Raw genomic sequence first — 13,114 nt, forward strand, 5'->3', positions numbered from 1 at the left:
CCGACTCGTCCCCGGCGGTTCCCCGACGGACACCCCGTCGACCGTCCGTGATGTCCAGGAGGCCACCATGTCCAGCTCCCTTCCCACCTCGCCGGCCGTCCCCTGCCGGGAACGCGCGCCGAAGTCGCCGGTGCCCGAGGTACGCCGACGAGAGGCGGACCGGGCCCGACCAGCCGGGCCGGACGCCGGGGCCGTCGCCGCGCCGCGGCGGGCCGGGGTCGCGCTGGTCGCCTCGCTGCTCGGGTTCAGCGTGATCACCATCGACGTGTCGGCCGTGAACATCGCGCTGCCCGCGATCCGGGAGTCCCTGCACGGCGGCATGGCGGGCCAGCAGTGGGTGGTGGACGCGTACACGCTGATGTTCGCCGCCCTGATGCTCTCCGCCGGTGTCATCGCCGACCGCGCGGGTGCCCGGCGCGCCTACGCCTGGGGAGTCGCCCTGTTCACCCTGGCCTCCCTCGGCTGTGCGCTGGCGCCCGGCATCGGGGTGCTGGTCGCCGCGCGGGTGGCGCAGGGCGGGGCCGCCGCGGTCGTGCTGCCGGCCTCGCTGGCGCTGATCCGCCAGGCCCACGAGGACAGCAGGGAGCGTGCGCGGGCCATCGCGCTGTGGACCGTGGGCGGTTCGGTGGCGATGGCCGCGGGCCCGGTGCTGGGCGGCCTGCTCACCGAGACGGCCGGCTGGCGGGCGGTGTTCCTGCTCAACCTCCCGGTGGGCGCGGTGATTCTCGGCCTGCTGGTACGGGTGCCGCGCTCGCCGCGCCGGCCCGCCGCGCTGGACGGGATGGGCCAGCTGACCGCCGTACTCGCCCTGGCCGGGCTGGCCGTCGCGGTGATCGAGGGCGGCCATCTGGGCTGGACCAGCCTGCCCGTGCTGGGCGCCGCCGCGCTCGCCGTCGGCTCCGGGTTCCTGTTCCGTGCCGTGGAGTCCCGGCACCGGCAGCCGATGATTCCGCCGGCGCTGCTGCGGGAGCGCCGGGTGAGCGTTCCGCTCGCGGTCGGTTTCGCCGTCAACGCGGCCTTCTACGGCGGGATCTTCCTGCTCGGGCTGTACTACCAGCAGTTGCGGGGGATGTCGGCGACGACGGCCGGGCTGATGTTCGTGCCGATGTCCGCGGTGGTGACGGCGACCAACCTGGTCTCGCCGCGGCTCGCGGAGCGGTTCGGGCGGCGGTCGGTGATCGTCGCCGGCCAACTGGTCCTCACCGTCGCGATGCTGGCCATGCTGCCGCTGGCCGCGGACACCCCGGTGTGGCTGGTGCTGGTCCTGCTGCTGCCGCTGAGCATGGGCGGGGCGGTCGCGGTGCCCGCGCTGACCGCGCTGCTGATCGACGCGGTCCCGGCGGAGCGCGCGGGAACCGTGTCGGGGCTGCTCAACTCCCTTCGTCAGCTGGGCGGGGCGCTCGCCGTCGCCCTCTTCGGTGGCCTGCTCTCCGGTGCCGGCGGCGGCTTCTCGCTTCCGGGCATGCGCCTCGGGCTGCTGGCCGTCGCGGCGCTGCTCCTCGTCACCGCCGCGCTCTCCCGGCTGCTGCTGGCGCGCGACTGACCTCGGGGCGGGGCGCCGCGCGCGGCGGAGACGCGACACGCTGCGGGGCGCGGGGCGTCGCAGCGGTGCGGGACGCAGCCAGGCGCCGTCAGAGCGGGCGGCCGACCGAGTCGAGGAGCCGTAGTTCCTCCTCCGTCAGGCGCAGCGCGGCCGCGGCCACGTTGTCGGCGAGGTGGTCGGGGTTGCCGGTGCCCGGTATGGCCAGCACGTGCTCGCCCTGGTGCAGGGTCCAGGCCAGCCGTACCCGCGCCGGTGAGACGCCGTGTGCGCGGGCGACGGCGCGGACCGGGTCGTGCTCGGTGCGGGCGGGTCCGGCTTCCCGGCCCTTTCCGGAGATGGCGAAGAAGGGCACGAATGCGATGCCGTGGTCGGCGCACGCCCGGAGCATCGGTCCGCCCGCGGGGTCGTCGATGCCGTGGCGGTTCTGGACGCACACCACCGGTGCGATGGCCAGGGCCTGGGCGAGGTGCTCGGGGCGGGCGCCGGAGATCCCGAGGTGCCGGACGAGTCCCGCGTCCCGCAGTTCGGCGAGGGCGCCGAAGTGCTCGCTGACGGAGTCCTGGCCCATGATGCGCAGGTTGACCACGTCGAGGTGGTCGCGGCCGAGTTGGCGCAGGTTCTCCTCGACCTGGCCGCGCAGTCGGTCGGGCCGGGCCGGGGTGGTCCACTCCCCCGAGGCGTCGCGGGCCGGGCCGACCTTGGTGGCGATGACGATGTCGTCGGGGCAGGGGGCGAGGGCCGCGTTGAGGATTTCGTTGGCGGACCGCAGCCGGGAGAAGTAGAACGCCGCGGTGTCGAAGTGGTTGACCCCGAGTTCGACCGCGCGGCGTACCACCCGGATCGCCTGCGCGCGGTCGCTGGGGACGCCCTGGTGGAAGGGGGCGCTGCCGGTGAGGCGCATCGCTCCGAAGCCCATCCGGTTGACCTCGATGTCCCCCAGCGTCCAGGTGCCCGCCGCTGCCGCCGTCCCTGCCGCGGAGTCCGTGCCCGGCTTCATCTCGCCCATCAGCTCCATTCATTTGCCGCCCCCCGAACGGTTCGAGGGGCGGCGGACCCGGAGTATGCGCAGGTGGACGGGGCGGCGGGAAGGCCTGGAGCGAGGGCGGAATCTCACAGCGGGAGCGGGAACGCGGGGCGGGCGCGGCGAGTTGTCCTTACTGACGGTTCCTCACCGGAGCCGTGTTCATGAACTCGCCGGTGTCCTCGCCGGTGCGGCGGCTCCGCCCCGCACGGGTTCCACGGCGGCGCACACCGCGGAGTGCACCGAGCGGGCCAGCCGGGCACCCCACAGGGAGCGGGGGCCGGCGAACGCCGCCGGCCGCTCGCCGGGGCGGGGGACGCGGGCGGCGACGCACACCGCGTCCGTGGGGGTGCCGGAGCAGTCGTAGCCGGAGTCGAGGAGGGCCTGCACCTTGGCCTCGGTGGCGGTGGCGACCGCGTTGACCAGGGCGGCGTCCGTCAGGGCGGTGGGGAGGGCGGCGATGATGTTGATGGTGCCGGGGGCGGGCGGCAAGGAGGTGCCCGGCGCGGGGGTGGCGGCCCAGCCGTGGACGCCGAGGCCGGCGGTGACCACCGCCTCGACGCCGTCGTCGTGCGCGCGGCCGTGGCAGCGGACGTCGGCGGCCGTCATCAGTCCGACGCCCGGCCCCCGCGCCCCGGCGTTCCGGGCGAGGCACGCGAGGTGGGTGTCGGGGTCGGTGCGGCCGTAGCCGTGCGAGACCTGGGCGTTGAGGACCCAGAGGCGTTCGCCGATGCCTCCGCCGAGGACCGCGCTGCTGATCATCCGCCAGCCGGGTCCCGCCCGCCACAGCAGGGCCGACAGCCGCTCGTCGTCCTCGAATCGGGTCAGCGTCAGCAGCGGAAGGACGCCGGTCGCGGCGCGGGGCGGTGGGGCGACGGTCACTGGGCTGGACTCCTCCGAGCGGCTGGATCTCATGATCGTACCGAGCGCGTCACCCAGGGAATGCGGCCGAGGTCTCCCGGCGCGGGCGCCCCGGCCCGAAGGGGGTGTGCTCGGGGCGTCGCGGTACCTAGGGTGTGTAATGCACTGGTTTTCCGGCATACGGGAAGAGTCGTCGCCGGGGATGGACCGAGGGTGGTTCTGAACCATGAGGGATGTATCGCGGCTCGCCGAGCCGCTGCCGGCGGATCTCGGGGACGGCACCGTGCTGGCGGCGTGGGAGCGGTTCGTGCGGGGGGACGACCGGGTGTCCGGGGTGCGGCCGCTGGTGGCGGTCTCCTGGCACCGCTGCCGGGAGCGGTACCGGGTCGATCCTCATCTCGCCGAGGCCCCCGTGGCCGTCGCACAGCCCGCCCATCCGCCGGAGCACGACGTCGTCTTCGCCGAGCTGGGATTCCGTGCGGCCGCTGTGGCGCATGAGGTGGGTGGGGTCGGTGGAGTCGTCACGGTCACCGACGCCTCGGGCCGGGTGCTGGCCGAGTGGGGCGACCAGGCCACGCTGGCGAAGGCGTACGACTCCCGCCTCGCGCCCTGGTTCCGCTGGTCCGAGTCCGCGGCCGGCACGAACGGTCTGGGCACCGCGCTGGAGGTGCACGGACCGGTGCCGATCAGCGGTCCGGAGCATTGGTGCCAGGCGTTCCACCACTGGGGCTGCGCGGGCATCGCGGTACGGGACGTGGTGACGCGGGAGCCGATCGCGGTCCTCGGCATCTGCTGCTGGCGCAGCCGGCTTCCCGCGTCCGCCGCGAGCTGGCTGGCGCACGCGGCGACCATGGCCCAGTACCCGCTCAAGAGGCGCGCCCGCGACAGCGGCGCCGAACTGGTCGCCGCCTATACCAGGGCGAGGCGGCACTCCGGGGCGCCGCTGGCCGCGCTGGACGCCGCGGGCCGGGTGGTGATCGCCGACGAGCCGGCGGGCGCGCTGCTGGGAGTTCCGGCGGCCACCCCGGCGGTCGATCCGACACTGCGCTGGAACCCCGGCCTGCCGGACCTGATCGCGGCCTCCCGGCAGGCCACCGGACAGGCGGCGCACGATCCCGGCTGGGTCGGTGCGACGCAGATCCTCGCGCACCCCTGCGACGAGCCGACGTCGATCAGCATCCGGCCGGTCTTCTCGTCCGGTCATCTGCTCGGGAACCTGGTCTCGTTCGGGGCCGGTGACGGGGCGCGGCTGCCACCGGTGGAGCGGGCCGCGCCTCCCGCGGAGCGGCCGCGCCGGCTGGTCGCGGTGCACGACAACCGGATGACGCTGCTGCGGCCGCAGGAGGTCTCCTTCGCCGAATCGCGGGGCAACGACGTGTGGCTCCGCGCCGACCAGGGCTGCCTGCGCGCCGCCTGCGCGAGCCTGGACAAGCTCGACGGCGAGCTGGCGGACGCCGGTTTCCTGCGGGTGCACCGGCGGTACGTGGTCAACCTCGGCCGGGTCCGGGAGGTCGAGCGGGGGCCGAAGGGCGAGCTGTCCCTCGTCATGGACGACGGGACGAAGGAGATGGTGCCGGTGTCCCGGCGCAACGCGGCCGCCGTGCGCCGCGCGCTGGGCATCTGACGTCCGCGAGTTCGTTCGGGCACCGGCTCGTTCTTCGTGCGAGCACCGGCAAGCGTTCCGGGAAGGAGGCTCCCGTGTCCGGCACTCGGTCCACCACGGCGAACAAGCGAAGCGCGGGTGGCGGCCTGGGCCTGTCCGCCCCGGCCGGACCCCGCACCGGCCCGGCCGGCGGCATGCGCAACCGGGACTGGTGGCCGCACCGGCTCGACCTGTCGGTCCTGCGCGAGCACCCGGCCACGGCCGACCCGCTGGGCGCGGACTTCGACTACGCCGCCGCGTTCCGCACCCTCGACCTGGACGCCCTGGCGCGGGACGTCGACGCGGTGCTGACCACCTCCCAGCCCTGGTGGCCCGCCGACTTCGGGCACTACGGGCCACTCGTGCTGCGGATGGTGTGGCACTGCGCCGGGACGTACCGCGTCGGTGACGGCCGCGGCGGCGCGAGCGGCGGCATGCAGCGCTTCGCGCCGGTGAACAGCTGGCCGGACAACCGCAACCTCGACAAGGCGCGCCGTCTGCTGTGGCCGGTGAAGAAGAAGTACGGCCGCAAGATCTCCTGGCCCGACCTGATGGTCTTCGCGGGCAACCGCGCCCTGGAGACGATGGGCCTGAAGACGTTCGGCTTCGCGGGCGGCCGGGCGGAGGTCTGGGAGTCCGACGAGGACGTGTACTGGGGCCCGGAGCGGGCCTGGCTCGGCGACGAGCGCCACGGCGGGGTGCGGGAGCTGGAGCAGCCGCTGGCGGCCGCGCAGCTGGGCCTCATCTACGTCAACCCGGAGGGCCCGAACACCGTCCCGGACCCGCTGGCCTCGGCTCGGGACATCCGCCAGACGTTCCGGCGGATGGGGATGAACGACGAGGAGACCGTCGCGCTGATCGCGGGCGGGCACACCTTCGGCAAGACCCACGGCGCGGCCGACCCGGAGGTCTGGCTCGGCCCCGAGCCCGAGGGCGCCCCGCTCGAACAGCAGGGCCTGGGCTGGCGCGGCGGCTACGGCACCGGCAAGGGCCCGGACACCATCTCCAGCGGCCTGGAGGGCACGTGGACGCCCACCCCGACCCACTGGGACAACAGCTTCTTCGAGACGCTGTTCGGGTACGAATGGGAGCTGGAGCTGAGCCCCGGCGGCCTGTGGCAGTGGATCCCCAGGGGCGGCGCCGGGGCCGGTACCGTGCCGGACGCCCACGATCCGGCCGCCCGGCACGCGCCGACGGTCCTGACGACGGACCTCGCGCTGCGCGTCGACCCGGTCTACGAGCCGATCGCGCGGCGCTTCCTGGACCACCCGGACCAGCTCGCGGACGCTTTCGCCCGCGCGTGGTTCAAGCTGACGCACCTCGACATGGGGCCGATCCAGCGCTACCTCGGACCGCTTGGTCCCCCGAGAGCGGCTGCCCTGGCAGGACCCGGTCCCCGCCGTGGACCACCCGCTCGTCGACGCGGCGGACGTCGCCGCGCTCAAGGAGCGGATCCTCGCCTCCGGGCTGCCGGTCGGCCGGCTCGTCTCGACCGCGTGGGCGTCGGCCTCGACGTTCCGCGTCAGCGACCGGCGGGGCGGCGCGAACGGCGGCCGTATCCGCCTCGCACCCCAGCGGGACTGGGAGGTCAACGAACCCGAGGAGCTGGCGCGGGTGCTGAGCGTCCTGGAGGGGATCCGGGAGTCGTTCGACAGCGAGCAGGGCGGGGGCAAACGGGTCTCGCTGGCCGATCTCGTCGTACTGGGCGGGGCCGCCGCCGTCGAGCGGGCCGCCGAGGCCGCCGGGTACGGGGTGCGGGTCCCCTTCTTCGCGCCGGGACGCACCGACGCCCCGCAGGAATGGACCGACGTGGCGTCCTTCGCCCCGCTGGAGCCGGCCGCGGACGGGTTCCGCAACTATCCGGGCAACGGCCGCCACCGGCTGCCCCCGGAGCAGCTGCTGGCCGACCGGGCGAACCTGCTGGGCCTCACCGCGCCCGAGATGACGGTCCTGGTGGGCGGTCCCTCGACCATGACGGCACCGCCGCCGGGGAGGGCGGCATCGAGGCGTGGCTGCGCCTCGGGGAGGCGGCCGGACTGAGCCGCGAGGAGATCCTGGACCACCGGCAGCTGGTGCCGGGGGTGCGGTTCGCCGTCGACGCGTACGTCACCTTCGCCCGGACCCGGCCTTGGGTGGAGGCGGTGGCGTCCTCGCTCACCGAGATGTTCGCGCCCGATCTGATGGCGGCGCGGCTCGCGGGGTTCGAGCGCTGGTACCCGTGGATCGCCCCCGAGGGCCTCGCCTACTTCCGGGCCCGCCTCGAACAGGCGCCCCGTGACTGCGAGCACGCCCTGGAAGTGGTCACCGCGCACTGCCGGACCGCCGAGTCGCAGGCACGCGCGGTGGACGCGCTGTCGTTCAAGTGCGACGTCCTGTGGAGCCTGATGGACGCCGTCGACCAGGCATATCCGGAGTGACGACCATGGACGCGATCCCCGCCGCGACGAACCGGACGCGCACCGCCGAGGTGACCGGCCCGGACCGGCCCCGGCTGGCGCGCCATGTCCGGCTGGGCTTCGACCGCACCCGGCAGCGCCGGATCCTGCTGCATCCCGAGGCGGTGGTGGTGCTCAACGACAGCGGTGCGGCCATCCTCGACCTGTGCGACGGCCGGCACACCGTGGCCGGGATCGTGAGCGAACTGTCCGCGCGCTACCAGCGCGTCCCCGACGACGAGGTGCGGCGGTTCCTGAGCCGGCTGGTCGCCCGGCGCTATCTGGAACTCGTCGGCACCGGCACCGAGGACGGCGAGGGTGGTGGCGATGGATAGCCCGTTCGGTCTGCTCGCCGAGCTGACGTACCGCTGCCCGCTGGCGTGCCCGTACTGCTCGAACCCGCTGAACCTGGCCGAGTGCGGGGACGAATTGACCACCGGTGAATGGCTGCGGGTGCTGACGCAGGCCGCCGATCTCGGGGTGTTGCAGTGCCATCTGTCCGGCGGGGAGCCGCTGTTGCGGCGCGACCTGGTGGAACTGGTCGCGGGCGCCCACGATCTGGGCCTGTACACCAACCTGATCACCAGCGCCCTGGGGTTCTCGCGGGCGCGGGCGCGTCAGTTGCGGACCGCCGGCCTCGACCATGTGCAGATCAGCGTCCAGGCCGACGAGCCGGCGCTGTCCGACCGGATCGCCGGAATCCAGTCCTTCCGGCGCAAGGTCGAGGCGATGGGGCTGGTCAAGGAGCTGGGCTGGCCGCTGACCGTGAACGTGGTGCTGCACCGCCACAACATCGACCGTGTCGCCGAGGTGCTCGCCCTGGCCGAGGAGGTGGGCGCCGACCGGGTGGAGCTGGCCAACACCCAGTACTACGGCTGGGCCTGGCGCAACCGCGCCGCGCTGCTGCCGAGCCGGGCGCAGCTGGCGGCGGCCGAGGGCGTCGTACGGGCCGCGAGCGAGCGGCTGCGGGACCGGATGGCCATCATCTACGTGCTCCCCGACTACTACAGCCGCTATCCGAAGCCCTGCATGGGCGGTTGGGCCGCCCGGCAGCTGACGATCACGCCGAACGGCGATGTGCTGCCCTGCCCCGCCGCCCAGTCGCTGCCGTTGCCGCGGGCCAGTGTGCGGGAGGACTCGCTGGCGCGTATCTGGGCCGAGGCGCCGGTGATGACGGCGTTCCGGGGGACCGACTGGATGCCGGAGCCCTGCCGCAGCTGTCCCCGGCGGGAGGTGGACTTCGGCGGCTGCCGCTGCCAGGCCTTCCAGCTCACCGGCGACGCCGCGCGCACCGACCCGGTCTGCCACCTGTCCCCCGACCACGACCTGGTCGCCCGTGCCGTCGAATCCGCCAACGCCACGCCACGGCCCGACACCCCGCCCCTGGTACCCCGCCCGCACGGGCCCCGCGGGCTCAGGGCGCGTGCCGAGTCCTGATCAACCGCGGGTGGGCAGAGGCAAGGTCCTGATACGGCTCGGTGGACTCCCGCTCCGGGTCGCGGAGTTGCGTCCGGCTAGCCGCCGAACACCAGGGGCAGTGCCGCCGCCGCGATGATCAGGGTGACGCCGCTGAGCAGGTCCGAGCGGAGCCGGATGAGGCGGGCGGCGGCGCGGCCGAGGCGCAGGCCGATGAGGGACATGGCCGCGGTGATGGGGCCGAAGGTGGCGGCGGACACCCAGGGCGACAGGCCCAGGATGCCGAGGCTCGCCCCGGCGATCAGGTTGTCCAGGCTCCGTGTCAGCGGGATGCCGAACAGGGCCCAGGGGTGGTCGAGTTCGTCCGGCTCGGGGTGGTGCAGGGCGGAGACGACGAGGTAGAGGCCGTACGCGCCGAGCGCGGTGGCGCCCACCACATCGGCGTAGCCCTCGATGGATTCCCCGATCTCGTGGCCGATCAACAGCCCGATCAGGGGCATGACCGCGTCCCACAGCCCGAACGTCCCCGCGACCTGCACCGCGCGTCTCAGACCGAAGGGGACGGTGCCCAGCGCGATCGATACCCGGAAATTGTCGAGACTGAGTACAACCCAGGCCCAGCATTTCCCAGACCATAATCGATATTCTATCCCCGATGACCCGTTGCGTATATTTCGCGGGTCGGCATCTGGAATTCACCGGTTTCGTCCGGGGACGGGTCTTCGGCCCGCCGGATGTCAGCTCTCCTTGCGCAGCGCGAGGCGCAGCGATTCCAGTACGGCGGGGTCGTCGATGGTGGCGGGCACCGGGGCGTCGTGCCCGTTGGCCAGCGAGCGCATGGAGGCGCGCAGGATCTTTCCGGAGCGCGTCTTCGGCAGGGCGGCCACCACCGTGACGTCCTTGAGCGCGGCGATCGGGCCGATCCGGTCGCGGACCTCGCGGACGAGCTCCGCCTCCAGTTCCGCGGCGTCACGGGTGGCGGTGGCCTTGAGCACCACGAAGGCGCGCGGCACCTCGCCCTTCAGGGCGTCGTACACCGCGATCACCGCGCACTCGGCGACATCCGGGTGCGCGGCGACGACCTCCTCCATCGCGCCCGTGGACAGCCGGTGCCCGGCGATGTTGATCACGTCGTCCATGCGGCCCATGACGAACACATAGCCGTCCTCGTCGCGGTATCCGCCGTCGCCGGTGAGGTAGATGCCGGGGTAGCGGGACAGGTACGCGTCCACGTAGCGGTCGTCGTCCTGCCACAGGGTGGTGAGCGTGCCGGGCGGCAGGGGCAGCCGCAGTGCGATGGCGCCCTCCTCGCCCGCGGGCCGGTCGTGGCCCTCGACGTCGAGGATCCGCAGGTCGTAGCCCGGCATGGGCACGCTCGGGGAGCCCGGTTTGACCTCCAGCGGCTCCAGGCCCCGCGGGTTCGCGGCGATCGGCCAGCCCGTCTCGGTCTGCCACCAGTTGTCGATCACGGGCACCCCCAGCGTCGTACGGGCCCAGTCGTAGGTGTCCGGGTCGAGGCGCTCGCCGGCCAGGAACAGGCAGCGGAAGCGCGTCATGTCGTACCCGGCCATCAGCGCGGCGCCCGGATCCAGTTTCTTGATCGCGCGCATCGCGGTGGGGGCGGTCAGCAGTGCCTGTACGCCGTGCTCGGCGACGACCCGCCAGAACGCGCCCGCGTCCGGGGTGCCGACCGGCTTGCCCTCGTAGAGGACGGTGGTGGCGCCGGTGAGCAGCGGGGCGTAGACGATGTACGAGTGTCCGACGACCCAGCCCACGTCGGAGGCGGCCCACCAGACGTCGCCCGGACCGATGTCGTAGACGTTGGCCATGCTCCAGGCGAGCGCGACCGCGTGGCCGCCGTTGTCGCGCACCACGCCCTTGGGGCGGCCCGTGGTGCCCGAGGTGTACAGGATGTAGAGCGGGTCGGTGGCGGCGAGCGGCACGCAGTCGGCGGGGGCGGCGGAGGCCATCGCCTCGTCCCAGTCGACATCGCGCGGCGACAGCTCGGCGCGCGCCTGCGGGCGCTGGAGGATCACGCTGGTGTCGGGCGTGTGCCGGGCCAGCCGCAGTGCCTCGTCGAGCAGTGGCTTGTAGGGGATGACGCGGCTGCCCTCGATGCCGCAGGAGGCGGACACCACGGCCTTCGGGCGGGCGTCGTCGATGCGCAGGGCGAGTTCGCGCGGTGCGAAGCCGCCGAAGACGACGGAGTGGACGGCGCCGAGCCGGGCGCAGGCCAGCATCGCGACGACCGCCTCGGGGACCATCGGCAGGTAGATGACCACGCGGTCGCCCCGGCCGACGCCGAGGCCGCGCAGCACGCCCGCGAACCGGGCGGTGAGCCGCTGGAGTTCGGCGTAGGTGTACGTGGCCGTGGTGCCGGTGACGGGGCTGTCGTAGATCAGCGCCGGGCGGTCCCCGTGGCCGGCGTCGACATGCCGGTCGAGCGCGTTGAAACAGGTGTTGATCCTCCCGTCCGGGAACCACCGGTAGAAGGGTGCCCGTGCGTCGTCCAGGACGCGTGACGGTTCCTCGTGCCAGGTCAGCGCGGTGGCGGCCGCGCCCCAGAAGCCCTCGGGGTCGTTGATGCTGCGCTGGTACTGCTCGCTGTAGACACCCATCTGCGTCGTCACTCCTCGGGGTAACACGCGCGGACAGCCCGCCGCCGTCGAAGACTCTCCTCCCATTGTCGCCAGTTTGAGTGTGGCTGTGTTCATATGAGCAGTTCGCGTGGGCGGGAAGGGCCGCGGGCAGTCTCACCGCCTCACGGAAAATCACTCAAGTGATTGATCGCGACGTGACTAATGTGACCGGGTGACAGAGTTCAGCGTTCTCGATGACGACACGATATGGCTGAAGGACTTCGAGCAACGGCTCGTCGCCGCGTATTCCGCGGCCGGGCTGAGCAGGGACGCCGCGGCGGAGTTCGTGACGACGGGGCGCGCCACCGAAGGGGACTGGACGGTCACCCAGATCATGGATGCCGGGATCCGGGTGGGCTTCGTGGCCGTGACGATGACCGAGAAGGACGGGGGACTCGCGGGGCGGATCGGGGATCTGCACGTGGCGGCGGGCCATGCCGGCCGGGGGCACGAGGCGGCCGCCCGTGAGTGGGCGCAGGAGTGGTGCGCGGCGCGGGGCGCGCGCCGGGTGAGTGTCCGGGTGGTCGAGCCCGCGCTGGGCGAGGTGTTCGCCGGTTACCGCGTCAACGGGCAGGTCAGGGCGCGGCAGGTGACCGCTGCGCCGGAGCCGGTCGACGGTGTCACCGCGCGACCGATGGCGCGGGCCGAGTACACCGAGTGGCTCGCCGCCGAGAAGGCGTCCTACGTCGGCGACATCGTCCGGTCGGGGTCCCTGAGCCGCGAGGAGGCCCGACGCAAGTCGGACGAGGACTTCGCCACGCTGCTGCCCGAGGGTCTGGAGACGCCCGACAGCGCGCTCCTGGTGCTGGAGGCGGCGGGCGAGCCGGTCGGCACGGCGTGGCTGCGGCACAGCTACCTGCCGGGGGTCACCTACGGGTACTCCCTGAACATCCGGGAGGAGCACCGCGGCAAGGGGTACGGGCGGGCGGCGATGGCCGTCGGCGAACGGGCCACGTTCGAGGCCGGCGAATCCGTGCTGATGTTCTCGGTGTGGGGCGGGAACGAGGTGGCCATGAACCTCTACACCAGCGCGGGGTACCGCGTCCTGGACGAGGGCCGTTCGATCGAGCTGCCCTGAGGGGCCCGCAGGGCACCGGGCCGGACGCCTGCCGGGCCCTCGCTCACACCCAGGTGGAGTTCTCGTCGGTGATGGCGTCCAGGGCGGCGTCACCGACGGCGGCACGGGGGTCGCCGAGCGCCGCGAGGGCGGGGCCGATGGGCGGGAAGAGGGGCAGACCGGCAGTGGTGCGGTAGTCGACCCATTCGATGACCCCGGCCTCGTGACCGCCGTCGGGCAGCTCGTCCAGTTCGCGCTCGGCGAGGGTGTCCCGGAGTTCCGGGGTGATGTGCAGGCGGTAGATCAGGTGCAGCTTGCGTGGTGGCAGGGTCGGTCCCGGACGGGTGACCCGCTGGTCGACGACCCACATGAGCTCGCCGCCCTCGGCCGGGTCGCCGTCCAGGGCTAGGGTCTGTCTCTTTGGTCAGCGTCGGGTCCAAATGAGGATGCCGGCGAGGTGAAGTGCGGCCTCGTAAGCGATGGCGAGCTTGTCGGTTCGT

Annotated in this window: 10 protein-coding genes and 2 pseudogenes; 7 read left to right on the forward strand and 5 right to left on the reverse strand. The window is 73.4% G+C overall.

The window, feature by feature from the left end; genetic code table 11:
• Positions 1–67: 67 nt before the first annotated feature.
• Complete coding sequence (locus AC069R_RS22885; protein ID WP_478768654.1) at positions 68–1,543, forward strand: MFS transporter; 1,476 nt, start codon at positions 68–70, stop codon at positions 1,541–1,543.
• Between the two features lie 88 nt (positions 1,544–1,631).
• Here AC069R_RS22885 and AC069R_RS22890 read toward each other — a convergent pair whose 3' ends face one another.
• Both AC069R_RS22890 and AC069R_RS22895 read right to left on the reverse strand, forming a co-directional pair.
• Positions 1,632–2,549, reverse strand: a complete 918-nt coding sequence (locus AC069R_RS22890; protein WP_478768655.1) for an aldo/keto reductase — start codon at positions 2,547–2,549, stop codon at positions 1,632–1,634.
• 177 nt (positions 2,550–2,726) lie between these two features.
• The gene (locus tag AC069R_RS22895; RefSeq protein WP_478768656.1) at positions 2,727–3,479 is read right to left on the reverse strand and encodes an adenosylcobinamide amidohydrolase; all 753 of its coding nucleotides are present in this window, start codon (positions 3,477–3,479) and stop codon (positions 2,727–2,729) included.
• A 172-nt stretch (positions 3,480–3,651) separates the two neighbouring features.
• On the opposite strand from AC069R_RS22895, the gene AC069R_RS22900 reads away from it, so the two are divergent.
• From AC069R_RS22900 to pqqE, 5 genes and pseudogenes are all read left to right on the forward strand, one after another.
• Positions 3,652–5,049, forward strand: coding sequence for a LytTR family transcriptional regulator DNA-binding domain-containing protein (locus tag AC069R_RS22900; RefSeq protein WP_478768657.1), 1,398 nt, complete (start codon positions 3,652–3,654; stop codon positions 5,047–5,049).
• A gap of 173 nt (positions 5,050–5,222) precedes the next feature.
• Positions 5,223–7,029 (forward strand): annotated as a pseudogene (gene katG / locus AC069R_RS22905) (catalase/peroxidase HPI); the annotation flags it as partial.
• A 59-nt stretch (positions 7,030–7,088) separates the two neighbouring features.
• A pseudogene (locus AC069R_RS22910) lies at positions 7,089–7,484 on the forward strand (thiaminase II/PqqC family protein); the annotation flags it as partial.
• A gap of 5 nt (positions 7,485–7,489) precedes the next feature.
• Entirely contained in the window at positions 7,490–7,837 is a 348-nt protein-coding gene (gene pqqD / locus AC069R_RS22915) for a pyrroloquinoline quinone biosynthesis peptide chaperone PqqD (protein WP_478768658.1), read from the forward strand.
• Complete coding sequence (pqqE, locus tag AC069R_RS22920) at positions 7,830–8,939, forward strand: pyrroloquinoline quinone biosynthesis protein PqqE (RefSeq protein WP_478768659.1); 1,110 nt, start codon at positions 7,830–7,832, stop codon at positions 8,937–8,939. Before pqqD ends, pqqE begins: the two co-directional genes overlap by 8 nt.
• Positions 8,940–9,016: 77 nt before the next feature.
• Here pqqE and AC069R_RS22925 read toward each other — a convergent pair whose 3' ends face one another.
• Both AC069R_RS22925 and AC069R_RS22930 read right to left on the reverse strand, forming a co-directional pair.
• Complete coding sequence (locus AC069R_RS22925) at positions 9,017–9,418, reverse strand: manganese efflux pump MntP (RefSeq protein ID WP_478768660.1); 402 nt, start codon at positions 9,416–9,418, stop codon at positions 9,017–9,019.
• Positions 9,419–9,655: 237 nt separating this feature from the next.
• Entirely contained in the window at positions 9,656–11,536 is a 1,881-nt protein-coding gene (locus AC069R_RS22930) for a propionyl-CoA synthetase (RefSeq protein ID WP_478768661.1), read from the reverse strand.
• Positions 11,537–11,729: 193 nt separating this feature from the next.
• On the opposite strand from AC069R_RS22930, the gene AC069R_RS22935 reads away from it, so the two are divergent.
• On the forward strand, positions 11,730–12,635 hold the full coding sequence (locus AC069R_RS22935; RefSeq protein ID WP_478768662.1) for a GNAT family N-acetyltransferase: 906 nt from the start codon (positions 11,730–11,732) through the stop codon (positions 12,633–12,635).
• A 43-nt stretch (positions 12,636–12,678) separates the two neighbouring features.
• Here the strand turns inward: AC069R_RS22935 and AC069R_RS22940 are convergent, their stop codons facing one another.
• Positions 12,679–12,984 (reverse strand): hypothetical protein, encoded by a 306-nt coding sequence (locus AC069R_RS22940; protein ID WP_478768663.1) that lies wholly within the window; start codon positions 12,982–12,984, stop codon positions 12,679–12,681.
• Between the last annotated feature and the right edge of the window lie 130 nt (positions 12,985–13,114).

The sequence above is a fragment of the Streptomyces sp. NPDC043952 genome, assembly GCF_056435325.1.

Excerpts from the sequence above, each read along its gene's own strand:
- AC069R_RS22940 (WP_478768663.1), bottom strand. The coding sequence starts at position 12,984 with ATGTGGGTCGTCGACCAGCGGGTCACCCGTCCGGGACCGACCCTGCCA.
- AC069R_RS22890 (WP_478768655.1), bottom strand. The coding sequence starts at position 2,549 with ATGGGCGAGATGAAGCCGGGCACGGACTCCGCGGCAGGGACGGCGGCA.
- pqqE (WP_478768659.1), top strand. The coding sequence starts at position 7,830 with ATGGATAGCCCGTTCGGTCTGCTCGCCGAGCTGACGTACCGCTGCCCG.
- AC069R_RS22930 (WP_478768661.1), bottom strand. The coding sequence starts at position 11,536 with ATGGGTGTCTACAGCGAGCAGTACCAGCGCAGCATCAACGACCCCGAG.
- AC069R_RS22885 (WP_478768654.1), top strand. The coding sequence starts at position 68 with ATGTCCAGCTCCCTTCCCACCTCGCCGGCCGTCCCCTGCCGGGAACGC.
- AC069R_RS22900 (WP_478768657.1), top strand. The coding sequence starts at position 3,652 with ATGAGGGATGTATCGCGGCTCGCCGAGCCGCTGCCGGCGGATCTCGGG.
- AC069R_RS22925 (WP_478768660.1), bottom strand. The coding sequence starts at position 9,418 with ATGCCCCTGATCGGGCTGTTGATCGGCCACGAGATCGGGGAATCCATC.
- AC069R_RS22895 (WP_478768656.1), bottom strand. The coding sequence starts at position 3,479 with ATGAGATCCAGCCGCTCGGAGGAGTCCAGCCCAGTGACCGTCGCCCCA.
- pqqD (WP_478768658.1), top strand. The coding sequence starts at position 7,490 with ATGGACGCGATCCCCGCCGCGACGAACCGGACGCGCACCGCCGAGGTG.